At 64.2% G+C, this 25,499-nt stretch carries 22 protein-coding genes and 1 tRNA gene; 8 read left to right on the plus strand and 15 right to left on the minus strand.

The window, feature by feature from the left end; translation table 11 throughout:
* Positions 1 to 127: 127 nt before the first annotated feature.
* From EP237_RS11995 to bcoG, 4 genes are read right to left on the minus strand one after another with little or no spacing between them, the layout of a single operon-like run.
* Positions 128 to 1,570 carry a carnitine 3-dehydrogenase gene (locus tag EP237_RS11995; protein ID WP_127561137.1) on the minus strand — a complete coding sequence of 481 codons (1,443 nt, stop codon included), beginning with the start codon at positions 1,568 to 1,570 and terminating at the stop codon, positions 128 to 130.
* Position 1,571: 1 nt separating this feature from the next.
* Entirely contained in the window at positions 1,572 to 2,348 is a 777-nt protein-coding gene (locus EP237_RS12000; protein WP_206052291.1) for an SDR family oxidoreductase, read from the minus strand.
* Positions 2,349 to 2,358: 10 nt separating this feature from the next.
* On the minus strand, positions 2,359 to 2,673 hold the full coding sequence (locus tag EP237_RS12005; protein ID WP_127561138.1) for a hypothetical protein: 315 nt from the start codon (positions 2,671 to 2,673) through the stop codon (positions 2,359 to 2,361).
* A complete protein-coding gene (gene bcoG / locus EP237_RS12010) occupies positions 2,673 to 3,584 on the minus strand; it encodes a 3-dehydrocarnitine:acetyl-CoA trimethylamine transferase BcoG (RefSeq protein ID WP_127561139.1) in 912 nt (303 codons plus the stop codon). The genes EP237_RS12005 and bcoG overlap by 1 nt, the downstream gene beginning before the upstream one ends.
* A 75-nt stretch (positions 3,585 to 3,659) precedes the next feature.
* Here bcoG and EP237_RS12015 point away from each other — a divergent pair, with 75 nt between their 5' ends.
* Positions 3,660 to 4,634: a GlxA family transcriptional regulator gene (locus tag EP237_RS12015; protein WP_127561140.1), complete on the plus strand. Its 975-nt coding sequence runs from the start codon at positions 3,660 to 3,662 to the stop codon at positions 4,632 to 4,634.
* Positions 4,635 to 4,637: 3 nt separating this feature from the next.
* Here EP237_RS12015 and EP237_RS12020 read toward each other — a convergent pair whose 3' ends face one another.
* On the minus strand, positions 4,638 to 5,681 hold the full coding sequence (locus tag EP237_RS12020) for an aldo/keto reductase (protein WP_127561141.1): 1,044 nt from the start codon (positions 5,679 to 5,681) through the stop codon (positions 4,638 to 4,640).
* A 106-nt stretch (positions 5,682 to 5,787) separates the two neighbouring features.
* Here EP237_RS12020 and EP237_RS12025 point away from each other — a divergent pair, with 106 nt between their 5' ends.
* The 4 genes from EP237_RS12025 to EP237_RS12040 all read left to right on the plus strand — a co-directional run bounded on the left by EP237_RS12025 (position 5,788) and on the right by EP237_RS12040 (position 9,734).
* Positions 5,788 to 6,399, plus strand: a complete 612-nt coding sequence (locus tag EP237_RS12025; RefSeq protein ID WP_127561142.1) for an ImuA family protein — start codon at positions 5,788 to 5,790, stop codon at positions 6,397 to 6,399.
* Positions 6,400 to 6,613: 214 nt separating this feature from the next.
* Positions 6,614 to 7,834 (plus strand): MFS transporter, encoded by a 1,221-nt coding sequence (locus EP237_RS12030; protein WP_127561143.1) that lies wholly within the window; start codon positions 6,614 to 6,616, stop codon positions 7,832 to 7,834.
* Between the two features lie 81 nt (positions 7,835 to 7,915).
* Positions 7,916 to 9,634, plus strand: a complete 1,719-nt coding sequence (gene metG / locus EP237_RS12035) for a methionine--tRNA ligase (RefSeq protein WP_127561144.1) — start codon at positions 7,916 to 7,918, stop codon at positions 9,632 to 9,634.
* A gap of 13 nt (positions 9,635 to 9,647) precedes the next feature.
* Positions 9,648 to 9,734 (plus strand) — tRNA-Leu (locus EP237_RS12040).
* A 590-nt stretch (positions 9,735 to 10,324) separates the two neighbouring features.
* On the opposite strand, the gene EP237_RS12045 is transcribed toward EP237_RS12040, so the two are convergent.
* The 6 genes from EP237_RS12045 to pseF form a co-directional block, all read right to left on the minus strand.
* Positions 10,325 to 10,957 carry a class I SAM-dependent methyltransferase gene (locus tag EP237_RS12045; protein ID WP_164744693.1) on the minus strand — a complete coding sequence of 211 codons (633 nt, stop codon included), beginning with the start codon at positions 10,955 to 10,957 and terminating at the stop codon, positions 10,325 to 10,327.
* 130 nt (positions 10,958 to 11,087) lie between these two features.
* Positions 11,088 to 11,870 (minus strand): WbqC family protein, encoded by a 783-nt coding sequence (locus EP237_RS12050; protein ID WP_127561146.1) that lies wholly within the window; start codon positions 11,868 to 11,870, stop codon positions 11,088 to 11,090.
* On the minus strand, positions 11,867 to 12,913 hold the full coding sequence (gene pseI, locus EP237_RS12055; protein ID WP_127561147.1) for a pseudaminic acid synthase: 1,047 nt from the start codon (positions 12,911 to 12,913) through the stop codon (positions 11,867 to 11,869). Before pseI ends, EP237_RS12050 begins: the two co-directional genes overlap by 4 nt.
* Positions 12,910 to 13,944, minus strand: coding sequence for a hypothetical protein (locus EP237_RS12060; RefSeq protein ID WP_127561148.1), 1,035 nt, complete (start codon positions 13,942 to 13,944; stop codon positions 12,910 to 12,912). The genes pseI and EP237_RS12060 overlap by 4 nt, the downstream gene beginning before the upstream one ends.
* Positions 13,944 to 15,038, minus strand: coding sequence for a hypothetical protein (locus EP237_RS12065; RefSeq protein ID WP_127561149.1), 1,095 nt, complete (start codon positions 15,036 to 15,038; stop codon positions 13,944 to 13,946). The genes EP237_RS12060 and EP237_RS12065 overlap by 1 nt, the downstream gene beginning before the upstream one ends.
* Positions 15,035 to 15,730: a pseudaminic acid cytidylyltransferase gene (gene pseF / locus EP237_RS12070; protein ID WP_127561150.1), complete on the minus strand. Its 696-nt coding sequence runs from the start codon at positions 15,728 to 15,730 to the stop codon at positions 15,035 to 15,037. The genes EP237_RS12065 and pseF overlap by 4 nt, the downstream gene beginning before the upstream one ends.
* Before the next feature lie 327 nt (positions 15,731 to 16,057).
* Here pseF and EP237_RS12075 point away from each other — a divergent pair, with 327 nt between their 5' ends.
* Positions 16,058 to 17,173 (plus strand): glycine cleavage T C-terminal barrel domain-containing protein, encoded by a 1,116-nt coding sequence (locus EP237_RS12075; RefSeq protein ID WP_127561151.1) that lies wholly within the window; start codon positions 16,058 to 16,060, stop codon positions 17,171 to 17,173.
* A 4-nt stretch (positions 17,174 to 17,177) separates the two neighbouring features.
* On the opposite strand, the gene EP237_RS12080 is transcribed toward EP237_RS12075, so the two are convergent.
* Positions 17,178 to 18,059, minus strand: a complete 882-nt coding sequence (locus tag EP237_RS12080) for a LysR family transcriptional regulator (protein ID WP_127561152.1) — start codon at positions 18,057 to 18,059, stop codon at positions 17,178 to 17,180.
* 137 nt (positions 18,060 to 18,196) lie between these two features.
* On the opposite strand from EP237_RS12080, the gene EP237_RS12085 reads away from it, so the two are divergent.
* Both EP237_RS12085 and EP237_RS12090 read left to right on the plus strand, forming a co-directional pair.
* Positions 18,197 to 20,386, plus strand: coding sequence for a thiamine pyrophosphate-dependent enzyme (locus EP237_RS12085; protein ID WP_127561153.1), 2,190 nt, complete (start codon positions 18,197 to 18,199; stop codon positions 20,384 to 20,386).
* A complete protein-coding gene (locus EP237_RS12090; protein WP_127561154.1) occupies positions 20,383 to 21,414 on the plus strand; it encodes an ACP S-malonyltransferase in 1,032 nt (343 codons plus the stop codon). Before EP237_RS12085 ends, EP237_RS12090 begins: the two co-directional genes overlap by 4 nt.
* Before the next feature lie 32 nt (positions 21,415 to 21,446).
* Here the strand turns inward: EP237_RS12090 and EP237_RS12095 are convergent, their stop codons facing one another.
* The 3 genes from EP237_RS12095 to hutU form a co-directional block, all read right to left on the minus strand.
* A complete protein-coding gene (locus EP237_RS12095) occupies positions 21,447 to 22,232 on the minus strand; it encodes a phytanoyl-CoA dioxygenase family protein (RefSeq protein ID WP_127561155.1) in 786 nt (261 codons plus the stop codon).
* A gap of 475 nt (positions 22,233 to 22,707) precedes the next feature.
* On the minus strand, positions 22,708 to 23,622 hold the full coding sequence (locus tag EP237_RS12100; protein WP_127561156.1) for an HNH endonuclease: 915 nt from the start codon (positions 23,620 to 23,622) through the stop codon (positions 22,708 to 22,710).
* Between the two features lie 210 nt (positions 23,623 to 23,832).
* Positions 23,833 to 25,497: a urocanate hydratase gene (gene hutU / locus EP237_RS12105; protein ID WP_127561157.1), complete on the minus strand. Its 1,665-nt coding sequence runs from the start codon at positions 25,495 to 25,497 to the stop codon at positions 23,833 to 23,835.
* Positions 25,498 to 25,499 lie beyond the last annotated feature (2 nt).

A 25,499-nucleotide genomic window follows, 5' to 3' on the forward strand; every position in this document is an offset into this window, starting at 1 on the left:
AAGCCGGGGGGTTGAGGAGGGCCGCTCGCGGGTCGACGCCGGCAGGCGGCGAAACCGCTTTCCGTCTGCACGCATGGTGTACGGGGGGTGTACAGGGGGTGCACGCATGGCACCCCCTGTTTTTCGCCTATCTGCGGCCAGTGCCCCCGGCCCCTTCCGGCACCCCGAATGCCGCATGGGCCTCCGCAATCCGGGTCAGCAGATCGGCCATCTCCGCCGGTGGCTCTCCCGCCCGGCGGGTCTGCATGTCGACATGGATCAGCAACTGCTCCACCGTCGCCGCCACATCGCCATTGCAGCGGATCGTGTAGAACAGCTTCAGCTTCTTGCCCTTGGCTTCCAGCACCTGCGTCGTCGCGGTGATCCGGTCGCCGATCATTACCTCGGCCAGATAGCGCACATGGTTTTCCACCGTGAACCAACTGCCCTGCGTGGCGATATAGTCGGGCGTCGTGCCGATCCACAGCAGGAACCGGTCGCTCGCCTCCGACATCGCCTGCACATAACGGCTTTCGTTCATATGGCCGTTGCCATCCACCCAATCGGTCGGCACCTGCCGGTCCAGCGTGATCATCGGAACCATCAGGTCCGGCATCGCGGGTTCGATGGTTTTTTCGTGATCTGCCAAGACCTTACCCACGGCAGACCCGCGCGCCTTCAGGCTGCGCATCATGCCGATAAGGTTGCCGTCCCGCAAGGATTCCAGTTCTGCAATCGACAGGTGCCCCGACTGCGCATCGGACTGGCTGGCAATCATCTCGATCAGTTCATCGGTCAGCTCCGGCACATCCATCAGCTTGGTCCAGGGCCATTCCAGCGCCGGGCCGAACTGGCTGATGAAATGCGCCATCCCCGCCGGGCCGCCCGCCACGCGATAGGTCTCGAAAAGCCCCATCTGCCCCCAGCGCAGGCCAAAGCCCATGCGGATCGCGTCGTCGATTTCCTCGGTCGTCGCGATGCCGTCCTTGATCAGCCACAACGCCTCGCGCCAGACAGCCTCCAGGAAGCGGTCGGCGATATGGGCGGGGATTTCCTGGCGGACTTTCAGCGGGAAAAGACCAACGGTTTCAAGCAGTTCCTTGGCGCGGTCCAGCGTTGCCGGGTCGGTCTTGTCCGACCCGACCAGCTCGATCAGCGGCAGCAGGTAGACCGGGTTGAATGGATGCGCGACGATGATCTGCTCGGGCCGCGTGGCGCAGCTTTGCAGCTCTGACGGCATGAACCCCGACGTGGAAGATCCGATGATCGCGTCCGGGTCACAGACCGACTGCACCTGCTGGTAGAGCTTCTGTTTCAGCTCCAGCCGCTCCGGCGCGCTTTCCTGAATCCAGATCGCGCCCTCGACCGCCTCGCTGATCGTGCCATGGAAGGATAGATTGCCTTCTGCCGGCAGCGCCACGTCGTATAGCGCGGGCAAAGCCTTGCGCGCCCGACCCAGCATCGCGTTCAGCGTTTCCTCCGCCGTCGGCGACGGGTCGAACACCCGCACATCCCAGCCCATCAGCAGGAACCGCGCGGCCCATCCGCCGCCAATCACGCCCCCGCCCAGAATTGCCGCTGTCTTGGTCATTTCAATCCCCGTTCGTTTCCGTATGCCCGTCGACGGCCATCGCCTGTCCCGAGACCTTGTTGCCCATATCCGACGCCAGGAAGAGCGCCATATTGGCGATGTCCTGCGCTTTGACCCATGTCTTCATCGAGACGCCCTTCACATAGATCTGGCGCACATCGTCTTCCGGGATGCCGCGCGCCCTGGCCTCATTGGCGACGACCCGATCCATGCGTGGCCCTTCCACTGCCCCGGGGCAGAGCGCATTGACGCGGATGTTGTATGGCCCCAGTTCCATCGCCCAGGTCTTGGTCAGGCCGATAATGCCCCATTTTGCCGCCGCATAGGGCGAGCGATAGGGATGACCGAAGAGGCCCGAGGTCGAGGAAGTCAGCAAAAGAAGGCCCGAACGCTGCGCCTTCATCACCGGGGCCGCGCGGCGGGCCACCAGGAAGGCCCCGTCGAGATTGACGGACAGCGTGTCCTTCCAGCCCTGAAAATCCATCTCTTCCACCGGCGCCGCAGGCCCGCCGATCCCGGCATTGGCCGCCGCCACGTCGAGCCCGCCGAGCGCCTCCAGCGCCTCGTCGAAGAACTCGTCCACCTGGCCCATATCGGTCACGTCCACCACGCGGGTCAGGATGTCGGGGTTGGCCGCTGCCATCTCGGCGCAGGCGGCCTCGTCCACGTCGCACACCGCGACGCGCGCGCCCCTGGCCTTGAAGCTTTCGGCCATCACCCGACCGATCCCCGCCGCGCCCGCCGTGATCAGAACACGCTTGCCCTGCAATCCGTCCATTCGCCTTGCCCTAGTCTACGCAGATCGACACGACCTGCCCGGTGTCATCGAGATAGCTGTAGCAGCCGAACGCGTTGAAATGGGTGGAGCAGGTCCGCGTCTCGGCCGCGCAATACCCCTCGCAGTCCGACGCGGCACGGCACATCTGGCCCGCATCCGGCGTCGGTTCGGCGCAGAATTCCTCGCCCGAGAAGCCCGCAACGGCGACGTAGCCGCCCCGCGCCTCGCAGGCCGCCGCATCGGGACCGGACAGCTCGGACGGCCCGTTCTCGATGCAGCTGGCCAGCAGCAGGGGCAGAGCCATCGCGGCGACCAGCTTGCGCATCAGGCCGGGTCCCGCTTGGTCAGGCCAAGCTTGTCGCGCACCTCCTGCGGGCCCATGATCCGGCTGCCCATGGATTCCACGATGCCGCGTGCACGGGTCACCAGCTGGTCATTCGTCGCCAATACGCCCTTGTCCAGCCAGATATTGTCCTCCAGCCCCACGCGCACATGGCCGCCCGCCAGAACGGACGCCGCGACGTAATTCATCTGGTTGCGCCCGATGGAAAAGGCCGAGAAAGTCCAGTGATCGGGCACGTTGTTGACCATCGCCATGAAGGTGTTGAGGTCATCGGGCGCGCCCCACGGCACCCCCATGCAGAGCTGCACAAGCGCCGGATCGTCGAGGATGCCTTCCTCCACCAGCTTCTTGGCAAACCACAGATGGCCGGTGTCGAAGGCTTCGATCTCGGGCTTCACGCCCGCATCGGTCATCATCTGCCCCATGGCGCGCAGGGTGCCGGGGGTGTTGACCATGATGTAATCGGCCTCGGCGAAGTTCATCGTGCCGCAGTCGAGCGTGCAGATTTCCGGGCGGCAGTCGAGCACATGGGCAAAGCGCTCGGACGCGCCCGCCATGTCTGTCCCGGCGTCATTGGCGGGCAGCGGCTGTTCCACGCTGCCAAGCACCAGGTCGCCGCCCATCCCGGCGGTGAGGTTCAGCACAACGTCCACGTCTGCGGCGCGAATACGCTCGGTCACTTCGCGGAACATGCCCCGGTCGCGACTTGGCGCCCCGGTTTCAGGGTCGCGCACATGGCAATGAACAATCGCCGCGCCCGCCTTGGCGGCGGCAATGGCGCTGTCGGCGATCTGTTCAGGGCTGCGCGGCACATGTGGGCTGCGGTCCGTGGTGCCGCCCGATCCGGTGATGGCACAGGTGATGAATACGTCGCGCGAAGGGGTAAGGGGCATGATGGTCTCCGTCCTCTGGTCCGGGGTAGGAAAGCGCATGTTGCGGGCAAGTTCTTTGCGATATACGCAACATCCATGACGATTTCCGCGACTCGCAAAAGAATCCCCGGGGAGCCGCCCTTCCGCATCGGCCTGCTGGTTCTGCCCGATTCCAACCTGCTGTCCATGGCCGCGGCCCTGGACCCATTCCGCGCCGCGAACCGGCGGGCGGGGCGGAAGGTCTATGCCTGGCAGGTGATGTCGCCCGAGGGCGGGCTGGTGCGACTGACATCGGGGTTGGAGGTGATGACCGAGCCGCTTCCGCTTCATGCAGATATGGATCTTATGGTGATGGTGGCGGGCTTCCGGCTCGATGCCCATGCCACCCCGGCGCTCAGGTCCTGGCTGCGCCAGTTGCGGGGGCGCGGCATCCCCTATTGCGGTGTCGATGGCGGGCCTTGGGTGCTGGCGCGGGCCGGGTTGCTGAACGGCCACCGCGCCACGACCCATTGGGAGGATCTGGAGGCTTTCGCAAATGCCTTCCCCGAGGTGGACCCCCTGCCCGACCGCTACGTGATCGACGGCCCGGCCCTGACCACCGGCGGCGCGGCCCCCTGCCTCGACCTGATGCTGCACCTGATCCGGTCCCATCACGGGGCGGAATTGGCCGGGCTGGTCGCCAATGCGCTGCTTTACGACCCGGAGGACCGCCCCAGCCCGCAACGGCTGGTCCCGCAGGCCCGCCTCGCCGCCCTGACCCCGCAAGTGGCCCGCGCCGTGGCCATCATGGAGGAGCGGCTGGAAGACCCCCCCGCCATAGCTGAGATCGCGGCAGAGGTGGGTCTCTCGCCCCGGCGGCTCGAAATGCTCTTCCGCAAGCACCTCGAAACCGGCCCCGGTGCCTTCTTCCTGCGCCTGCGCCTCAACGAGGCCCGCAGACTGGCGCTGGATACCGGGCTAAGCGTGCAGGAGATCGCCGTCAGGACCGGCTTTTCCGGCCCCTCCACCCTCGCCCGCGCCTTTCGCAAGGCGTTTGGCCAGTCGATCTCGGACCTGCGCGCCGACCGCTGAGGCCTAGTAGGGCATCGGATGCGCCTTGTGGGCTGCCGTGATCTCTTCCAGCACCTCCGCAGCCAGCACCATATCCGCCGCGCCCAGAATGTGCTCCAGCTGCGCGCAGGTCGTGGCTCCGAAGATGGCCGAGATCGCGAAGGGCCGCGTCTGCTGCCAGGCCAGCGCCATATGGATCGGGTCCAGCCCATGGCGCGCCGCAATCTCCAGATAGGCCGCCGCCGCATCGAAGACCCGCGCCGATTTGCGCCCGCCCATTTCCGGCACCAGCGACATGCGCGACCCCGCGGGCACCACGCCGTTCTGGTACTTGCCGGTCAGGAACCCGGCGGCCAGCGGCGAGAAGGACAGCAGCGTCACCTCCTCGTTGACCGACATCTCGGCCATGTCGGTGTCATACATCCGGGCGAGCAGCGAATATTCGTTCTGCACGGTCTGAACGCGCGGCAGGCCCTTGTCCTCGGACACCCGGACCCATTGCGCCGTGCCCCAGGCGGATTCGTTGGAGAGGCCAATGTGGCGCATCTTGCCTTCCGCGATCAGCTTGTCGGCCTCCGCCAGCACATCCTCCATATGGGCCAGGGTCTCGGCCTTGTTCTGGCCGCGCGGATCATAGGTCCAGTTCTTGCGGAACTGGAACGATCCGCGATTGGGCCAATGCAACTGGTAGAGATCCACATAGTCGGTCCTGAGCCGTTTCAGCGAGCCCTCCAGGGACTCGCGCAGCGCCGCCCCGGTGATCAGCGCGCCCTCTCGGGCGACCCCGCCCTCGCCGCTGATCTTGGTGGCGAGCAGATAATCTCCGCGCCGCGCCGGATTGGCCGCGTTCCAGTCGCCCAGAATGGCCTCCGATCCGCCAATCGTTTCCTTCCTGACCGGGTTGACCGGATACATCTCGGCCGTGTCGACAATGTCGATCCCCGCCGCCAGGGCCATGTCCATCTGCCGATGCGCATCATCCGCCGGGGTCTGGGTGCCCCATGTCATCGTGCCAAGGCACAGTTCCGATACCGTCTGCCCGGTCGATCCAAAGGAAACCTGTCGCATATTATCCTGTCCTGTCCGTCATGTTGTTACGTCGCAACCTAGGCGCTGAGACCCCGGGCGCAAGGCGGGGATTGAAGAACATTTAGCGAACATGTAGATTGACCCCATGTCCCAGGCCCTGCTGTCCCGTTCTGCCCCCTCCCGATCCGGCCCGCGCCCGCTGCGGTTTCTGGACCGGTTCGACCTGCCCCGTGCCCGCGCGCATGAATTCTGCGGCCCGGCCCGGCGACGGCTGGCGCTCCTGGCCGCACAGGGCTGCGACGGGCCGGTCCTGTGGCTGCGCCCCGGCTGGCATCCCGACCGGCTGCATATGGACGGGGTGCGCCCGCTGATCGACCCGGCCCGGCTGCTGATGGTCGATACAAGCCGCCCCGAGGACCTGCTCTGGGCGCTGGAAGAGGCGCTGCGTCCCGGCATCGTGCCGCTCGTCGTGGGCGACCTGCCAGAACCGCCGGGCCTGACCCCGGTGCGCCGCCTGCACCTGGCCGCCGAGGCCGGGGCGATGGCAGGCCATGCACCGATCTGCCTGCTGCTGACCCCCGGCGCCGGCGGTGCGCCCGGCGTGGAAAGCCGCTGGCAACTGATCCCGGAACACGCCCCGGGCCGCACCCGCTGGCAGCTGACCCGCCTGCGCGCCCGGCAGGCACCGCCAAAAAGTTGGATGCTGGATTCTCAGGGCATCATGCCCGCGCCGCCGAAAGAGGCCCCCGCCGCCTGACCCTGCCTTCATCTTGGCAAAAATACCTCGGGGGAGTCGCCGCAAGGCGACGGGGGCAGAGCCCCCGAAAAACGCTCTTGCAAGAGCGTTCCCGCGATCCGGCACGCGCAGCATTGAGCGAACCCGCCATAAACGACCCCGCTGAGGTCGCCCGGGGAACAGCACCAGGCCGCAGGCGGCACCAGTCTGACAAAAAAGTCAGATCCCCTGCCCCATGCGCCTGCTCGTCTCCTTTGCCGCCCTCTTCCTGTCGATCTTCCTTCTGCAGATCTCGTCGGGCGGCGTGGGGCCGCTCGATGTGCTCTCGGGCACGGTTCTGGGCTTCACGAACAGCCAGATCGGCCTGCTTGGCTCCGCCCATTTCTTCGGCTTCTTCATCGGCTGCTGGTGGGCCCCGCGCCTGATGGGCTCCATCGGCCATTCCCGCGCCTTCGCGGCCTTCACGGCAAGCGGAGCCATCGGGTTGCTTGCCCATATGCTGATTCTGGACCCCTATGCCTGGGCGCTGATGCGCGTGGCCTCGGGGCTCTGCGTGGCGGGCTGCTACACAGTGGTCGAGGCCTGGCTGCAATCCAAGGTCACGAACGAGACACGCGGCCGCGCCATGGGCAGTTACCGGATGGTCGACATGGTGGGATCACTCTGCGCGCAGATGATCATCGGCTTTCTGGAGCCCGCCCATTACGTCTCCTACAACCTGCTCGCTCTCCTGTGCTGCGCGACGCTGCTGCCGCTCACCCTGTCGCGCGCGGTCGAACCGGTGACCCCCGACGCCCCCCGCCTGCAGCCCCTCATGGCCTGGACCAAGTCGCCCCTGGCCGTGGCGGGCGTCATGGTCGCTGCCGTGTCCTCGGCCTCGTTCCGCATGGTGGGGCCGCTCTATGGCACCGAGGTCGGGCTGCGCGCCGATCAGATCGCCTATTTCCTATCGGCCTTCGTGCTTGGCGGGGCGCTGGCGCAACTGCCCGTGGGCTGGCTGGCCGACCGCTATGACCGCAGATGGGTGCTGATCGGCATGTCCATCGCCGCCTTGCCGGCCTGCGGCTTCACCATCGCCGTGAGTGGCATGGGCACAGCCGCCGTCATGGGGGCGGCCTTCTTCTTCGGGCTGATGACCTTCCCGATCTACTCGATCTCCGCCGCCCATGCCCATGACTGGGCCGAGGATCACGAGCGGGTGGAGCTCTCTGCCGCGCTCATGTTCTTCTACGCGCTTGGCGCCATCGTCGCGCCGCTCCTGACCTCGAACCTGATCACCCTCTATGGCCCCGGCGCTTTGTTCAGCTTCATCGCCGCCGCGCATCTGGGGCTTGTCGTTTTCGGCCTGATCCGCATGCGCCGCCGGGCCAGCGCCACCACCCGCGCGCCCTATGTCTGGGTGCCGCGCACCAGCTTCCTGGTCGGGCGCATCTTTCGCCGAAATCACCGCTCCTGATCCCGACCTGTGCAAGGGTTCTGGTCCTTGCCGCATCGCTGCGCTAAACGGGACTGCGCAAGGACGAGAAAAGGCACTCCGATGGCACGAATCCTCATCACCTCGGCAATCCCCTATATCAACGGGATCAAGCACCTGGGCAATCTCGTGGGCAGCCAGCTGCCCGCCGATCTCTATGCCCGCTACCAGCGGGGCCGGGGCAATGAGGTCATGTTCCTGTGTGCCACCGACGAACATGGCACCCCCGCCGAACTGGCCGCCGCCAAGGCAGGCAAGCCGGTCGCGGAGTATTGCGCCGAGATGTGGGCCGTGCAGGCCGAGATCGCCAAGGGCTTCCGCCTCAGCTTCGACCATTTCGGACGCTCCTCCAGCAAGCAGAACCACAAGCTGACGCAGCACCTGGCTGGCAAGCTCTACGAGGCCGGGCTGATCCGCGAGGTCGATGACCAGCAGATGTATTCCAAGGCCGATGGCCGCTTCCTGCCGGATCGCTATGTGGAGGGCACCTGCCCCAATTGCGGCTTCGACTCGGCGCGCGGCGACCAATGCGACAATTGCACCAAACAGCTGGACCCGGTCGATCTGATCAACCCGCGCTCCACGATTTCAGGTTCCACCGATCTGGAAATGCGCCCGACCAAGCACCTGTTCCTGTGCCAGTCCAAGCTGAAGGACCAGCTGGAGGCATGGATCGACAGCAAGACCGATTGGCCCGTCCTCACGACCTCCATTGCCAAGAAATGGCTCAACGACGGTGACGGGCTGCAGGACCGGGGCATCACCCGCGATCTGGACTGGGGCATCCCGGTCAAGCGCGGCGATGGGGATTGGCCGGGCATGGAAGGCAAGGTCTTCTATGTCTGGTTCGACGCCCCGATCGAATACATCGCCTGCGCCGCCGAATGGGCCGAGGCCAATGGCAAGACGGATGCCGACTGGGAACGCTGGTGGCGCACCGACAAGGGCGCGGATGACGTGCGCTATGTGCAGTTCATGGGCAAGGACAACGTGCCCTTCCACACACTGAGCTTCCCGGCCACGATGATCGGCTCGGGCGAGCCGTGGAAGATGGTCGACTACATCAAGTCGTTCAACTACCTCAACTATGACGGCGGCCAGTTCAGCACCTCTCGCGGGCGCGGCGTCTTCATGGATCAGGCGCTGGAGATCCTGCCCGCCGATTACTGGCGCTGGTGGCTTCTGTCCCATGCGCCCGAAAGCTCCGACAGCGAATTCACCTGGGAAAACTTCCAGCAATCCGTGAACAAGGACCTCGCGGATGTCTTGGGCAATTTCGTCAGCCGCGTCACAAAGTTCTGCCGCTCCAAGTTCGGCGAAGTGGTGCCCGAGGGCGGCGACTACGGCGATCAGGAATTCGCGCTTGTGGCCGAGCTGGAAGAAAAGCTCGAAGCCTATGAAGCGCATATGGAAGCGATGGAGATCCGAAAGGCAGCGGCCGAGCTGCGCGCCATCTGGGTCGCGGGCAATGAATACCTGCAGGCCGCCGCACCCTGGGCCGCCTTCAAGGAAGACCCCGAGCGTGCCGCCGCCATCGTGCGCCTGTCGCTCAACCTGATCCGGCTCTATGCGGTTCTGTCGGAACCCTTCATCCCCGATGCATCGGCCACGATGCTGGCGGCGATGAACGCAGACGGCGCGGGCTGGCCGGATTCCGTGGGCGATGCGCTGGCGGTCTTGGAGGCAGGTCACGAGTTTACCGTGCCCGATGTCCTCTTCGCCAAGATCAGCGACGAGGATCGCGAGGGCTGGCAGGAAAGATTTGCAGGCACCCGGACCTGACCGGGGGCCTTATGCGGGCGTGATGGAATGGTAGACATATCAGACTTAAAATCTGAAGGGCCCTGTGCCCGTGTGGGTTCGAGTCCCACCGCCCGCACCAACTAAGTTATCATTTTTATCTATTTCAAAGGGTTGTGCGTATTTTCCCGTTATAAATCCCCCTTTCCGCCCCACCTATTGCGCGTTGTGAGTTGCCAGCTTGCGAGGCTGTCGCCAACCGTTCCAAGGCCTAATTGTTTGAGTGCCAGTCAACGCTACCGATTGCCTCGCTCTTCTACCGTGAACGGGGGGAGACCGTGGCCGAATTCGAGGTCGTCTCTGACGCAGCGGGTGCCACCCGCACCGGTCTGCGGCCCTAGGTTTGCAGTCAATGCGCTGCCGCCGAAAGGGTGTTCGAATCATAGTTCTGCATAACCATGCTTGAGTCCAAGTCGTCCTATGGAATTCGGCAATCTTGAATGGGATCGGGCGGAGCAGATCAGCCGGGTGAGTGCATCCCTGAAAGATGATCCGGAGTCATTACGGATGGCCCGGGGCAGCAGCTGAAAGCTCGCCTCCATCACCATTCAACCAATGATGACCTCTGTTTGAGCCAGTTCCCTACCTGACACGCCGTCCTTTCCTGGCGCGCAACAGAGGCTGGCACGCATGTGCCCGCCACGGGACCAACGCAGACTTCCGCAGCGCCGATCAGCGGTCGGGGCTGTAGGGCTGCTTGTAGACATACATGGTGAACTCGAAAGGAAAGCCGCCCGGGCGCGTTACATAGTCATGCCTCAGAACCGGATGACCGCCCAACTCGCGCTTGCAGAAAGAGAAGACCTCCATCGGGTCCACATACCACAGATCGGGGTCCTGAAAATCGACCCAGGTCGACATCGCGTTGAAGGCGATCCCCTTGTCCGCTGCGGCATACATCTTGCGCAAGGTGCTGGTCATGAAGCCCCAGTTGTCGGTCATGGTATTGTTGAAGACCCCCGACAACACCGCATAGTCGTGCCCGCCCGGCAGGTCATCAGCGCCCGCATCCATGAGCGTGACCGTGGCCCGGTCGTCATCGGCCAGCGATCTGTTGGCCAGTCGCACGAAATCTGCCACCACATCGACACCGGTGTAGCGGCTGTTCCGTCCACCGGCGCGCAGGTAATGGGCGAAATGCGCCAGCCCACAGCCCACGTCCAGCACCGATGTCATGTCCCGATCAATCTGCAGCAAGATCTCGAAACGCGCCTGTTGGCTGGCTTCGTCCGCATACTGCACCGCCTGCGCGCCTTCCCCCTTTTCCTTCAAGAGAGTTTCGTAGTTGGCGATGATCTTATTCACGTCCTGATAGGGCATCGGGCCTGCTTTTTCTGCTGGTTTATGGCGGTTTCACGCGATCCCGAGGGGCGCCCACGGACGGTATCACGCAAGATCAGGGACGAAAACAGGATTTCTGGACGCGACAGCAAACTCAGGACGCGGGATCGTCGTCGACAGGCTGATCCAGCGCCTCTATTCCGACCGGCGCGCCAATGCCCTCGATGATCATCCGGCGCGTTTCATCCGGCCCTGTCCAGGCCAGCGCGTCGATGATCGACATATGGGACTGGAACGCGTGCTTTGCCTGAGCGTATTGCGGATGCGCGAAGCTCATGAACCGAAGGCGGATACCCTGTTCCGAAAAGGGATTGCTGTCGCGCAAATATCCGGCGGACCCGACGGGCGAGAGGTAAATCCCTGCCTTCAGTCTTTCGCAGATCTGCAACAGCCGTTCCGACCGTTCGAAGTCCGGCAGGTTCATCCGGCTGGTCTGGTGAAACGTCGCATCAATGCCGATTTCCGAGCAGATGTCGCGAATGAAACCGATATTCAACGCCGACAGCCCATGCGATGACCGGGCCAGCCCGGTTTCCAGCAGGCGTTCCACCAAAGGCCAATGCGGCGCTTTTCCAAGGCTCCCCTTGATCCGCGCCACAAGTTTCCGTTCGAAATCAGGTTGCCCGAACAGGGCCTCGTTGATCAGTGGAAAGGAGGGCTTGCGCGCCACCGGCAGGGACAGAAGCACCGGCCCGTTCGGCCCGGAAATCCGGTTGCGGTTCTGCCAGCTCTGCTTGGTAAACTGCACATCGTCCAGAAACACGAAATCATCGGCCTGGGCAATCAACGAGAAATAACCGAGCCACGGCAGGAAGGTGGGTTGCATGATGGCGCAAATCCGCTGATCCCGGATCATCTTGGCATGCGCGTCGGTCATGTCTCGACATCGTCATAGGTGATCGGGTGGCCCTTCGGCACGTCCCTGACCAGCCGCCGACCCAGCACCGCCCCCTTGTCATTGGGCGGAATCCCCGCCCCCGGCCGGACGAACCGGAAATCCGCCTCTGTCACAATCTCTCCCGCGCGCAGATCCCGAAGGCTGAAGGCCGACCGCCGGCCAACCGCCTTGCTGACCTGTTCGGAACTGGACGTGCCCTTCTTCCCGGTCCCCCGCGCAATGGCGGCCTCTGTGACACCGGCCGCGATCTCCGCGAGCACATCCGGCGTGGCGGAGAACCTGTGGTCGGGGCCGGTGCGGGTCGGATCGTTGGTGATGTGCTTCTCGATCGCCACGGCCCCCATAGCCGCCGCCAGAACCGCGGCGCGAGACCCGACCGTGTGGTCTGAGAACCCGACCATCCGCCCGAACCGCGCCCGCAGCGCATCCATCGCGGTCAGGTTGATCTCTTCGAACGGGGTCGGATAGGCCGATACGCAGTGCAGCAGGATCACGTCGCCCGCATTGGCCCGCGCCAGCACGTTCAGGGCATGGTCGACCTCGGCCAGTTCCGCCATGCCGGTCGACATGATCACCGGCTTGCCGGTGCCCGCAATCTCGATCAGCAGGTCATCGAAGGTCATCTCGAAGGACGCGATCTTGTAGAGTGCGCAGCCAAGATCTTCGGTGAACGGCAGGTCCTTCGGGTCGTAGACGGAGGTAAAGGGCAGCATTCCCCTGGCGCGCGCGCGGTCGAACAGCGGCGCATGAAATTCCATCGGCATCGCGGCGGACTGGTACAGCTCGTAAAGGTTGGTGTGGCCCCAGACCTTGTCAACGGCAAGCGAGGGGTGGTTGCTGTTCACCGTCAGGCTGTCGGCGCTGTAGGTCTGCAACTTGAACGCATCCCACCCGGCATCGGCGGCAAGATCCACAAGGGCAAGCGCCTGATCCAGATCGCCATCGTGATTGGCACTGAGTTCCGCGATCAGGAATGCCTTCTCGGTTTCTCCGATCTTCTTGCCGTCTACTGTGAGTGTCATCTCGGTCCTTTCTGGCACAATGCCATGATCGCCTCCGCCACGCGGGCCGCTCCGTTCCCGTCTACCGCGTCAGCGGTCTCCGAGGCCAGCCCCCGATCCGGTTCGCGCGAGGTGACAAGCGTGGCAAGGCGGTCGAAGAACGCGGCTTCCCCACCGGGATCGGCCGTGAAATGGATCTCCGCAAGGCCGCTGTCCCGAAAGGCTTCGAAATAGGCGCGGTATTCATCGTGATCCCACAGGTAGAGCGCCCGGCGACCGAGGCAGGCCGCCTCGTAGCGGACAAGGCCGGGCCGCCCGACGACAAGGCGTGCGCGCTGGTAAAGTGGAATGAGCGAGCTCAGGCCGCGATGCAGCGTGATCTGCGGGCAGGTCGTTGCCAGTGTCTCCAGCTCCGCGACCAGATCGGGTGCGAACTGGGGGCCGATGACGACATCGACCGGATACACGCCTCGCGCACAGGCGCGCGCAAGTCCAAGCGACAGCCCGGTCGGATCAGCACCACCGCAGGTGACGAGGATTGCCCCCTCGCCCGTCACCGCCGCAGCCTCGGCTCTTGCGCGGCGATAGGCCTCTGGCAGGATCGCATAGGCGCTTCCGGCAAGCCAGCGCGTGCCCGGCAGCGGCGGGCGCAGCTTGTCGGCGGCATGATAGGGCGTGACCAGCAGATCTGGCAGGCAGCCCGGATCGGGCGCGGTGAAGTGGTCGGGCGGCATGCTGTCGATCACCACGACGCGGTGACCTGCGGCTTTCAGCGTCGCCACATCCGCCGCCGTGGCCTTGGCGTTGCCATGGTGCAGCGTATCGAGCACGACGACCGCCCCCTCGGGCACCACAACGATCCAGCCGGCATCGTCAAGACGGCCATGCGCGGGAAGGCCAAGTTCTTCCATGACGTCCGGTCGTTCGGGCGACGAGACAAGCACATCGCCCTTCAGCGCCTGCGCGAGGGCGGCACAGCGTTGCAGATGGCCTATGCCTACGCCCGCGCCACCGGATGCGCGCAGGACGACCGGGGGGGGCATCGCGGCCATCAGGCTGCAGCCTCTGTCAACAGCCGCTCTTCAATCATGGCGCAGACCCGGCTCACGTTCTGATCTACGTCACCGTAGTGGTCCAGCATCCGGCGCATTGGGTCCGTCATGCCCCCTTCGACAAAGGCCTCAAGCGACGCCTGGTCGGAAATTACGGGTAGAGACATCAGTTGCCGACAGTTTTCAGCCGCCATCAACGCCGCCGGTCGCCCCAGATAGAGCCCATCCAGAACCGCCGTCGACGGGGTGGAGACGATACAGTCCACGAGGCTCAGCACGTCGACGATGTTCATGCCCTTGAGCGGACCGGAATGCTGGAAGGAGAAGAGCACGTTGGGGCAGTCACGGCCAAGCTGCCTGTCATGCTGGCTGTAGTTTGAGCGGACCTTGCCCCGATGCGGCCGGACGATCACCGCGACATCCGGGTTCCGCTCGCAATATGCGCGGATCATCCCATAGGCCTGCTCGATCTGGGTGGCGTCATGGCCGCCGCCCCGGAATGTGTGGCAGATCAGGACGCGCTTGCGGAATCCGGCCAGCCGCTGCGAGAGCGCCTCAGGGGGCCGCCGTAGTTCGAAAACCGGTTTCTTGGTGAAGCCGGAAATGCGGATACGCGGCGCCACGTCCGGCGCCAGAATGCCATCATGGCAGGAAGGATCTTCCCACAGAAAGACCGGATCGGAATGAAACTCCGTCGCGCTGCCATCGTCCGAATAGGTCAGGTGCTGCTGGATGACGCCATGCTGCATGTAGATCGTCGGAATGCCCGCGTCCTTTATGTAGCGCCCGCGCGCACCGAAAACCGACTCGTCATGGCAGGGGTCACCGATCACAAGCAGCCGGTCGACCCCGCGCAGCAGGCGTCGATAGTAGACGCCCGCCTTCATCAGCTTGTTGGGCCGCACCCGATACGACATGCCCGATCCGCGCAACAGCTTGCGCACGCGCGCCTCGCGCCGCCAGAGCCCGGAGGTCACGAACAGATCCAGCTCGACCCGCCCCCCATCCCTGAGGCCCGCGAGAATCGGATAGAGGTTTTCAACGTCCGGCACCCCGTTCAGAAAGGCCCCCAGGACGGGGCGGCGGGCTGTCATGCCTCGACCTCTTCCAGCACTTTCGCTAGCAATTCCGCAAAAGCCCAGTCCTCGGGAGTGTCGATGTCCTGCACCCGCTGACGCGGCAGGACAACCGGGATCGTCGGGGACCGCAAGGCCCGCCGGTCCGACAGCCATGCCTCTGCCGTTCCCCAGACGAACTGCGCGGCATCATGATAGGCCTCGCGCAGGTCCTGACTGCGCAGAAACAGATTGTCCTGATTCATCATCGTCAGGTGGCCATCCGTCTCGACCAGCGCGCGTTCCACGGGGGCCGGGAAACTGGCCACGGAAATCGCGTAGTCGGCATCCGAGGCAGTCAGCCGGTCCAGCCCGTCGCGCAGGTCCGCTGCCCTCAGGAACGGGGCGGTGGCGTAGATCAGGCAAACCATATCGGGAGGGGTGATCGACAGCGACAGCTGCCGGATCGCGTCCTGCACGACCTCGGTCAGACCGGCGTGATCATTGGCCAGATCGGTCTGTCTCAGAAACGGCACCTCGGCCCCCGACGCGCGGGCGACCTCGGCGATCTCGGCATCATCTGTGGTGACGACCACCCGGTCGAACAGGCCCGAGGACAGCGCCTCGCGGATCGCCCAGGAAATCATCGGCTGGCCGCGGAATGGCCGGATATTCTTGCGCGGAATCCGTTTGGAGCCACCGCGCGCGGGGATGATAGCAACGGTTTTCAAGCCCGGAGTCCTTCCGCTTCAAACTGGACAGCGTCTGTATATCACCTTTGCGGCAAGCTTGAAGGCTTCGCAGGGGACTGCGCCTGTTTTCCGTTTCGTTCACAGTTTGTAAATGGCGGATTGCATATCCGGCAGACAACGGCGTGCGCCTGCCCATCACCGGTAGAGATATGCCATGTCACGCGCGCGGTTCGGACCGCGCACGCGGGATCAGGCTGACGGACCCGCCTTTGCGCCCAAACCGGGCAGCAGGCGCACAGAACGGCTTGCACTCCTCGGGAACCGATTCAACAAGGGGACAACCGCAGTTTTCCCGGAAGGCCCCCAATGTCCTTTGACATCAATATCGGTCCCAACATTCGCAAATCCGCCTATTTCGAGGCAACCGTTGCTGACGGGGTGCGGTCCTTCTCGGTCTACAACCACATGTATATTCCCGGCAATTTCGGCGACCCGGAGGCGGAATATGACCGGCTGTTGAATGGCGTCGCAATGTGGGACGTGGCCGCGCAACGGCAGGTGGAACTCTCTGGTCCCGATGCGGGCGCGCTGGCGCAATACCTGACGCCACGCAACCTGTCGGCGACAAAAGTCGGTCAGGGCCGCTATGTGCCGCTATGTGATCACGATGGCTGGCTGATCAACGACCCGGTTCTGCTGAAACTGGAGGACACCCGCTATTGGCTGTCGGTCGCGGATAGCGATATTCATCTCTGGGCCGCCGCCGTAGCGCGGGAAAAGCGCATGGATGTTCAGGTGTTTGAGCCCGATGTCTCGCCCCTGGCCATTCAGGGTCCGAAGGCCGAAGACGTGACCGCCACGCTGTTCGGGGACTGGGTGCGCGCGCTGCGCTATTTCGCGTTCCGCGAAACCGATTTGAACGGCATCCCGCTGGTGCTGGCGCGATCCGGCTGGTCGAAACAGGGCGGGTTTGAGCTCTATCTGACCGATGGCAGCCGGGGCGGCGACCTGTGGCAGGCGGTGAAAGAGGCGGGCCGGCCCTTTGGTATCGGACCGGGCGCGCCGAATGATACCGAGCGGCTGGAAAGCGGGCTGATTTCCTATGGCGCGGATATGCGGTTGCAGACGCATCGGACAAATCCCTACGAAATGGGCTTCGGCCCGCTGATCGACCTTGCCGCAGGGCATGATTTCATCGGTCGCGCGGCGCTGGAACGGATCGCGGCGGACGGCGCCGCGCGCCGCCGGGTCGGGCTGGTGCTGGACGGCGACCCGGTGCAGCCGAACGGCCATCCGGTGGATCTGCTGCAGGACGGCCAGCCGGTCGGTCATGTCAGCGAGGTAGCGCGGTCCCGCCGCCTGGGGATGAATATCGGCGTCGGCCTGATCCGCGCCGATATCGCCGACAGCGCCACCGGTCTCAGCGTCGCCCTGGCCGATGGAACCCGTGCCGCCCGGCTGGCGCCCCTGCCCTTCGCCTGATGCCTCACAGATCCGAGCGGATCCACTCCGCGAACCGTTCCAGCGGCGCGCGCATGGGCCGGTCATTGGGCCAGACGAGGTAGTAACTGCCGGTCGAGACCACCGGCCCGCCATAGGCCACCACCAGCCGCCCGCGTGCGATTTCCGCTTCGGCGAGGAAGGTGGGCAGCAGGGCAACCCCCATCTCCAGCGCGGCGGCCTGTGCGATGGTGGTGAACTGGTCGAAGAGCATGCCGCGCGGGGCGCTGACATCGACGCCCTGATGGCGGAACCAATCCTCCCACGCGCTGGCGCGCGTATCGAGATGCAGCAGCGGCAGGTCCAGCAGCGCCTCGGGACGGTCGAGCGGCCCTGCCAACACCCCCGGCGCGCAGACCGGCAGCACCTCTTCACCCGCAATCTTGAGATAGGACACGCCCGGCCAGTCCTGCGCGCCGAAATGGACCGCCGCGTCGAAGGGCTCTCGCGTGAAATCGAAGGGCTTGAGGCGGGTGGACAGGTTCAGCGACACTTCCGGGTGCGCGAGGCTGAAGCGACGCAGACGGGGCGCCAGCCAATGGATGCCGAAAGTGGGCAGGATCGAGAGGTCAAGACTGCCGCCATCGGGATTGGCCTTCAGCCGCAGCGAGGCGCGCGACAGCGCCGTCAGGCTTTCCCTGAGCGTCTGGCAATAGTCCACCGCAGCGGGCGTCAGCCGCAGCCCGCCCCGCCCCGGCTGCACCAACGTGACGCCCAACTGATCCTCCAGCACCTTGATCTGACGGCTGACAGCGCTGTGGGTAAGCGACAATTCCTCCGCCGCAGCCGTGGCGCTGCCAAGACGGTCCACCGCCTCCAGCGCCAGCATAGAGGGCAGTGAGGGAAGAAACCGGCGAGAGGCAATCATGTGAGTTTTTCTCCAACTCTTCGGAGAATTCATCATTGGCGTTGCCGTGTAAATACGAATAATTCAGAAGGGAACGTGACAGCCCGGCTGCGATCTCCTTCAACAAAATCGCACGGCAAGACCCAACAGAGGCCCCCATGGACCGCGCCCAGATCGTCCACGACAATTTCCTGACCCGCGTGGCCAAGCGCGATTTCCCGCCCGGCAGCCCCCCCGCGCCGGGCCTGCCCGCACCACTGGCGGTGTCGCTCTTCCGGTCGCAGTGCCTCAGCCGCGCGCTCGACCGGGAAAGCCGCGCGATGCAGAAGGCGGGGCAAGGTTTCTACACCATTGGGTCCTCAGGGCACGAGGGCATGGCCGCCGTCGCCGCCGCGCTACGCCCTGCGGACCCGGCCTTCCTGCATTACCGCGACGCCGCCTTCCAGATCGCGCGCAGCGCGCAGGTGCCGGGGCAAAATATCACCTGGGACATGCTGCTGAGCTTTTCCTGTTCCTCGGAAGACCCGATTTCCGGCGGGCGGCACAAGGTGCTCGGCTCACGCGATCTGATGATCCCGCCCCAGACCTCCACCATCGCGAGCCACCTGCCCAAAGCGGTCGGCGCGGCGTTTTCCATCGGCCTTGCCCGGCGGCATCCGCCCGAGCACAAGCTTTACGAAGATGACGCGCTCGTCATGTGCAGTTTCGGCGATGCGTCAGCCAACCATTCGACCGCGCAGGGTGCCATCAACACGGCGGGCTGGACATCGGTGCAATCCACGCCCCTGCCGCTGCTTTTCGTCTGCGAGGACAACGGGATCGGCATCTCGGTCAAGACGCCGAAAGGCTGGATCGAAGCCAGCATGCGCCACCGCCCCGGCATCAGGTATTTCAGCGCCGACGGGCTCGATATCTACGACACCTACAAAGTCGCGCAGGAGGCTGCCGACTATGTCCGCACCCGCAGAAAGCCCGCCTTCCTGCACCTGCGCACGGTCCGGCTTTACGGCCACGCGGGCGCGGATGTGGCGCTGAGCTACCTGTCGAAAGAGGAGGTCGAGGCCGGCGAAGCGAACGATCCCCTCCTGCATTCCGCCCGCCTGCTGGATGCCTCGGGCGCCCTGCCCGCAGAGGATGCGTTGACGATCTATGAAGAAACCAACGCCCGCGTGACCCGCGTGGCGCAGGAGGCCATGACCCGTCCTCGGTTGCAGGACGCGGCAGGCGTGATGGCCAGCCTCATCCCCCCGAAACGGGATTGCGCACCCACGAACGGCCCCTCGGCGGAGGCGCGGGCGGCCGCCTTCGGCGCCGACATGAAGGCAATGGAGACCCCACAGCCCCTGTCGAAGATCCTCAACCTCGCGCTCACCGATCTGATGCTGGACCATCCCGAGATTGTCCTGATGGGCGAGGATGTGGGCCGCAAGGGCGGCGTCTATGGCGTGACGCAGAAGCTGCAAGCGCGCTACGGCCCGGACCGGGTGATCGACACGCTGCTGGATGAGCAGTCCATCCTCGGCAATGCCATCGGCATGGCGGGCAATGGCTTCGTCCCGATCCCCGAGATTCAGTTCCTCGCCTATCTGCACAACGCCGAGGATCAACTGAGGGGAGAGGCCGCCACCCTGCCCTTCTTCTCCAACGGCCAGTTCACCAACCCGATGGTGGTGCGCATCGCCGGGCTTGGCTACCAGAAGGGCTTCGGCGGGCATTTCCACAATGACAACTCGCTCGCCGTCCTGCGCGACATTCCCGGCCTCATCCTCGCCTGCCCGTCGACCGGCGAAGACGCGGCCATGATGCTGCGCGAATGCGTGCGGCTGGCGTGGGAGGAACAGCGGGTCGTCGTCTTCGTCGAACCCATTGCGCTCTACCCCATGCGCGACCTGCACGAGGCTGGGGATGGCGGCTGGATGACGAGCTACCCCGCGCCGGACCGGCGCATTCCGCTTGGCGAGATCGGCCAGCATGGCGACGGGCAGGATCTGGCGATTATCACCTACGGCAACGGCCACTACCTGTCCCGGCAAGCGCAGGCGCGGCTGGAGGCGGACGGGATCAGAACCCGCGTGATCGACCTGCGTTGGCTGGCGCCCCTGCCGGTGGACGCGATGATCGAGGCGGTGCGCGGCGCGGCCCATGTGCTGGTGGTCGATGAATGCCGCTTCACTGGCGGGCAGGCAGAGGCGCTGATGGCCCATCTGCACGAGGCCGGGATCGCCAGTTTCGCACGGGTCACGGCAGAGGACAGCTTCATCGCCACCGGCCCGGCCTATGGCGCGACATTACCTTCCGCGGACGGCATCTACCACGCGGCGAAATCCCTGACGGGAGGCATGGCATGACACGCAAGGCGGTTCTGATCTGCCCCGGACGGGGCACCTATAACGCAGCCGAACTGGGGTATCTGGGGCGCCACCACGGGGCCCGCTCGGATCTCGTCGCGCGCTTCGACGCGATCCGCGCCGAGGCGGGGCGGGAGACTGTTTCCGCACTGGACGGGGCGGAGCGGTTCAGCGTCTCGAAATACTCGCGCGGTGACGTGGCCTCGCCGCTCATCTGCGCCTGCTCGCTGGCCGATGCGGCGGCGCTGGCCGAGGATATCGAGGTCGTGGCCGTCACCGGCAATTCCATGGGCTGGTATCTGGCTTTGGCCGCAGGTGGTGCGCTGACGCCGGAGGACGGATTCCGGGTCGTCGACACCATGGGCAGCCTGATGCAGGAGCACCTTATTGGCGGGCAACTGGTCTACCCGTGGATGGGGGACGACTGGCGGGCGGACAGGACGCGCAAGGCGGAGCTGCTGGAGCTGGTCGCTGACATCGACGCACGCGACGGGCAAACGCTGCGCCTCTCCATCGACCTCGGCGGAATGCTGGTGCTTGCGGGCGACGAGGCCGGTCTGAACGCCTTTGAAGCCGCCGTTCCCCCGGTCGGGGGCCGCTTCCCCATGCGGCTGGCCAATCACGCGGCGTTTCATACGGGCCTTCAGGCGCCCGTGGCCGAACAGGGCCGAACCGCCCTGCCCGCGACGCTGTTCCACCAGCCGCAAAAACCCCTTATCGACGGGCGCGGGTCGGTCTGGTGGCCCGGGGCCACAGACACGCAGGCTCTCTGGCGCTACACCTTCGACACGCAGGTCTGCGAGACCTACGACTTCACCGCCGCCATCCGCACGGCGGCCCGCGAATTCGCCCCCGACCTCTTCATCGTGACTGGCCCCGGTGCGACGCTAGGCGGCGCGGTGGCACAGTCGCTGGTGCTGGCCCAGTGGAAAGGCATCGCAGACAAGGCGGGGTTCGAGGCCGTGCAAGCCCGCGACACCCTCCTCGTCTCCATGGGCCGCGAGGATCAGCGCGCGCAGGTCACCTGACGCAAGGGGCCGGGCACCCGGCCCCCCACTGGTCACGCCGCGTAGATCACCGGGAAGCGCCCGCCCCGAAAGGGATCGCCCTTCGCAAGGCTCTCATCATGCAGCCATTCCGTGACCTCATCGCGCGGGTCATATGTGGCGCCCTCCACCGCGAAACGGATCGCGTAGCCCCGCCGCCGGTGGGTCGAGGTGCGGTTGCCCATGGCCGAATGCACGCTCATCCCATCAAAGGCGAGCGCATCGCCCGGCGCCATCTGCGGGAAGTGGAAGATGTCATACTTCGCCCGATCCGCCTCGAAATCGGGCATGTCGATATAGTCCGGGTTCCCCTCCTCCAGGTAATGCGAAAACGCGCCAAGCTGGTCGGTCTTGAAGGGCCGATACTTGGCCCCCCAGGCGTGCGACCCGCGCACGAATTCCAGCGCGCCATTGTCCGCGTCCACGTCATCGAGCGCGATCCACATGGTCATGATCGGCCCCGAGACCGGCCAATAGGGCTGATCCGTGTGCCAGCCGGTCTGGGTTTTCGTCCCCGGCTCCTTCACGAAAATCTGGTCGTAGATGAGCGAGGTCCACGGGCTGCCGGCCACCTCGGCCACGCGCTCGCCTATATCCGAGTGCAGGCAGAAATCCTGAAACGTGCCGGGGTTTTCGCGCATGTTCTTGTAGGCGAAATAGCGCTCGCCCTTCTGCACTTCGATGTCAATCGCCGCGCGCAGCTTCTCGATCCACTCGGGCGAAACCGCGTTGCGCAGCAGCACGACACCGTCGCGCTTGTAGTCCTCCTGCACCTTGGGCAGGTCTGGGGTAAGGGTCATCTGGAAAGCTCCAATCATCCGGGCTGCCATCGCGGCAGCCATGTCATCTGGGGCGAGGCCCCGGGTTCAGCGGATCATCAGAGAGCGGGGGAGGAGCGGATATTGATGATGAAACAGGGCCAGCAGGACCGAGCCGACCATTTCCCGGTCAGCCTGTCGCGGAACTGTCGGACAGTCTCCAGCATCGCTTTTCCCTTTCGCTGCCCCTCACGCTGACAGGCTTTGCACGACCTGCCAAGGGAAAATGGTTATTCGGGGTTCGTTGAGGGCTTGAGGTCGGTTTTGCGGGACAGAGCTGCCATCCATCGGGGCCACCCTAATGACCGGAGTCAGCCCGAAGCGGTCATTCGTTTATGCAAGCATTTGATGGCCCCGCATGCGAACTGGGTGAATTTGGGAAGTTCCCTTCGCATACGATAGCTCCTCGTCAAAAAGCGGGCCTTCAATGCGCGAAGCGATAACAGCGTTCTAGTCCCTAAGCTTTTCTGCTCGATCTCTTGTCCAGTATCGCTTCGAGTTTGAGCGGCATTTCAAATGGAAAAAGTGACTTGTAGTTTCCCAAAAGAGAGTCAGGGGTCTGGCAGGCTGCGGCGTACTTTTCAATGCTGGCATTTATCCACGGGCAAACCAAAAGAAAGTCACCAAAGCCAACAAAACAAACCCCAAACTCTTCGCATACCAAAATATTGTTTTCAAAACCACTAATTGGCTGAAGCATCACTACTTCAACATCCCCCTTCTCAAGAAAGCCGTCGGCAATATATCTAGCTGGCTTGCTCAAGGCGTATGTATATCCAAATTTTCCAAATAAACAAAGGAAGGCATTCTTAAGGAAAGCCAATTTCGCTAGACTCAGATTATAGGCAGGCAGCCCAAGTGTTCCATGAAACACGTCTCCAGATAGGTGTATCTTTTTGAGGCTCTTGTGTGTTTCAACCAGATTTGATGGCTTATTGTTATTCCCTGCGCGGATATTGATCCCGCCACCAATTTTTCCTGAAATTTGAACATTAGTAGTAGTTTTGGGATCTTCACTCAGGGTTATCTTTCCTGCGAAGGGTTTGGGATCAGGCCTGTTTGGGTCGATGAAGCGAAAGAATTGCTCTCTGGCGGCAATCTGGCTGTCCAATCTTGATCCAAGGGCATTGTTGCAACTTTTACATGTTAGTGCGACTACCTTTCCGCCAATGCTGTCGGGCGGCGCATGTTCGAGAGTAAGACAATAATCAGTTGGAGCATCTTTTTTGATAGCTCGTTCATCGTAATCACGTTGGCAAATTGGACATTTATAGAATTTTCCTTCGACGCCAATACCTTGAAGGGCTTCAACCCCAGCGTCGAATAATTCTCTGTGTTTGTATGATCTATCTTGCGAATTCAATTGAAACATTCTCAATAGGAGCCGCGTGCATGACAATCCAAGATCTCTAGTGCCGCGGCGCCGCTTCGTCCATGAGCGGATTGCGCCCTCAAGATGGACGAAAGGTGCCAGCTTTACAAATTCCGCTTTCTGCGCGTCGCTGCCGTCCGTACTAGCATATGCACCCGCACCCCAACCCGCCAGGCGGCTGGCCCCTCGCTATCGAGGGGCCGTCTCCTATCACAAGATCCCCGGCAGATCCAACCCATGCTCCCGCGCGCAGTCGAGGGCGATGTCGTAGCCCGCATCGGCGTGGCGCATCACCCCCGTCGCAGGGTCGTTCCACAGGACCCGCTCCAGCCGCCGGTCGGCGTCCTCTGACCCGTCGCAGCAGATGACCATGCCCGAGTGCTGGCTGAACCCCATGCCGACGCCGCCGCCGTGGTGCAGGCTGACCCAGGTGGCCCCTGACGCCGTGTTCAGAAGCGCGTTCAGGAGCGGCCAGTCGGACACAGCATCCGAGCCGTCCCTCATCGCCTCGGTTTCCCGGTTGGGCGAGGCGACGGAACCGCTGTCCAGATGGTCCCGCCCGATCACCACGGGGGCTTTCAGCTCTCCGTTCCGGACCATCTCGTTGAAGGCGAGCCCCAGCTTGTGGCGCACGCCGAGACCCACCCAGCAGATCCGCGCGGGCAGGCCCTGAAACGCGATCCGCTCCTTCGCCATGTCGAGCCAGTTGTGCAGATGCGGGTCGTCGACCAGTTCCTTCACCTTGGCGTCGGTCTTGTAGATATCCTCCGGGTCGCCAGACAGGGCACACCAGCGGAACGGCCCGATGCCCCGGCAGAAGAGCGGCCGGATATAGGCGGGCACGAAACCGGGGAAGGCGAAGGCGTTCTCCAAGCCCTCCTCCAGCGCCACCTGCCGGATGTTGTTGCCGTAATCCAGCGTCGGCACGCCCGCGTTCCAGAAATCGACCATGGCAGCCACATGCACCTTCATGCTGGCCCGCGCCGCGCGTTCCACAGCCTTGGGGTCGCTTTCCTGCTTGTCGCGCCATTCCCCCACGCTCCAGCCCTGCGGCAGGTAGCCGTGGATCGGGTCATGGGCGGAGGTCTGGTCGGTCACGATATCGGGATGCACGCCACGCCGGACGAGTTCGGGGAAGATATCGGCAGCGTTGCCGATGAGCCCCACGGATTTCGCCTCGTCCGCCTTGGTCCAGCTCTCGATCATGGCGAGTGCGTCATCCAGCGAATGGGTGATCTCGTCCACATAGCGGGTGCGCTTGCGAAACTCGGCGCGGGTCTCGTCGCATTCCACGGCCAGGCAGCAGGCCCCGGCCATGACGGCAGCGAGAGGCTGCGCGCCGCCCATGCCGCCAAGCCCGCCGGTCAGGATCCAGCGGCCTTTCAGGTTGCCGCCATAGTGCTGGCGGCCCGCTTCCATGAAGGTTTCATAGGTGCCCTGCACGATGCCCTGCGACCCGATATAGATCCACGACCCGGCGGTCATCTGGCCATACATCGCCAGCCCCCGCTTATCCAACTCGTTGAAATGGTCCCATGTCGCCCAATGCGGCACGAGGTTCGAATTGGCGATCAGAACCCGCGGCGCGTCCTTGTGGGTGCGGAAAACGCCCACGGGCTTGCCCGACTGCACCAGCAGGGTCTGGTCCTCTTCCAGCTCCTTCAGGCTGGCGACGATCCGGTCGAAATCATGCCACGTGCGCGCCGCGCGCCCAATGCCGCCGTAAACCACCAGCTCATGCGGGTTTTCGGCCACATCGGGGTGCAGGTTGTTCATCAGCATCCGCATGGGCGCCTCGGTGAGCCAGCTTTTCGCGGTGATCTCGGTCCCCGTGGCGGGGAAGACGTCGCGGATGTTGTGGCGGGGGTCGGTCATGG

Source organism: Nioella ostreopsis, assembly GCF_004000255.1.
Lineage (GTDB): Bacteria > Pseudomonadota > Alphaproteobacteria > Rhodobacterales > Rhodobacteraceae > Nioella > Nioella ostreopsis.

What these genes read in the sequence shown, in the direction of transcription:
- EP237_RS11995 (WP_127561137.1), bottom strand. Translation starts at nt 1,570, where the DNA reads ATGACCAAGACAGCGGCAATTCTGGGCGGGGGCGTGATTGGCGGCGGA.
- EP237_RS12000 (WP_206052291.1), bottom strand. Translation starts at nt 2,348, where the DNA reads ATGGACGGATTGCAGGGCAAGCGTGTTCTGATCACGGCGGGCGCGGCG.
- EP237_RS12005 (WP_127561138.1), bottom strand. Translation starts at nt 2,673, where the DNA reads ATGCGCAAGCTGGTCGCCGCGATGGCTCTGCCCCTGCTGCTGGCCAGC.
- bcoG (WP_127561139.1), bottom strand. Translation starts at nt 3,584, where the DNA reads ATGCCCCTTACCCCTTCGCGCGACGTATTCATCACCTGTGCCATCACC.
- EP237_RS12015 (WP_127561140.1), top strand. Translation starts at nt 3,660, where the DNA reads ATGACGATTTCCGCGACTCGCAAAAGAATCCCCGGGGAGCCGCCCTTC.
- EP237_RS12020 (WP_127561141.1), bottom strand. Translation starts at nt 5,681, where the DNA reads ATGCGACAGGTTTCCTTTGGATCGACCGGGCAGACGGTATCGGAACTG.
- EP237_RS12025 (WP_127561142.1), top strand. Translation starts at nt 5,788, where the DNA reads ATGTCCCAGGCCCTGCTGTCCCGTTCTGCCCCCTCCCGATCCGGCCCG.
- EP237_RS12030 (WP_127561143.1), top strand. Translation starts at nt 6,614, where the DNA reads ATGCGCCTGCTCGTCTCCTTTGCCGCCCTCTTCCTGTCGATCTTCCTT.
- metG (WP_127561144.1), top strand. Translation starts at nt 7,916, where the DNA reads ATGGCACGAATCCTCATCACCTCGGCAATCCCCTATATCAACGGGATC.
- EP237_RS12050 (WP_127561146.1), bottom strand. Translation starts at nt 11,870, where the DNA reads ATGACCGACGCGCATGCCAAGATGATCCGGGATCAGCGGATTTGCGCC.
- pseI (WP_127561147.1), bottom strand. Translation starts at nt 12,913, where the DNA reads ATGACACTCACAGTAGACGGCAAGAAGATCGGAGAAACCGAGAAGGCA.
- EP237_RS12060 (WP_127561148.1), bottom strand. Translation starts at nt 13,944, where the DNA reads ATGGCCGCGATGCCCCCCCCGGTCGTCCTGCGCGCATCCGGTGGCGCG.
- EP237_RS12065 (WP_127561149.1), bottom strand. Translation starts at nt 15,038, where the DNA reads ATGACAGCCCGCCGCCCCGTCCTGGGGGCCTTTCTGAACGGGGTGCCG.
- EP237_RS12075 (WP_127561151.1), top strand. Translation starts at nt 16,058, where the DNA reads ATGTCCTTTGACATCAATATCGGTCCCAACATTCGCAAATCCGCCTAT.
- EP237_RS12080 (WP_127561152.1), bottom strand. Translation starts at nt 18,059, where the DNA reads ATGATTGCCTCTCGCCGGTTTCTTCCCTCACTGCCCTCTATGCTGGCG.
- EP237_RS12085 (WP_127561153.1), top strand. Translation starts at nt 18,197, where the DNA reads ATGGACCGCGCCCAGATCGTCCACGACAATTTCCTGACCCGCGTGGCC.
- EP237_RS12090 (WP_127561154.1), top strand. Translation starts at nt 20,383, where the DNA reads ATGACACGCAAGGCGGTTCTGATCTGCCCCGGACGGGGCACCTATAAC.
- EP237_RS12095 (WP_127561155.1), bottom strand. Translation starts at nt 22,232, where the DNA reads ATGACCCTTACCCCAGACCTGCCCAAGGTGCAGGAGGACTACAAGCGC.
- EP237_RS12100 (WP_127561156.1), bottom strand. Translation starts at nt 23,622, where the DNA reads ATGTTTCAATTGAATTCGCAAGATAGATCATACAAACACAGAGAATTA.
- hutU (WP_127561157.1), bottom strand. Translation starts at nt 25,497, where the DNA reads ATGACCGACCCCCGCCACAACATCCGCGACGTCTTCCCCGCCACGGGG.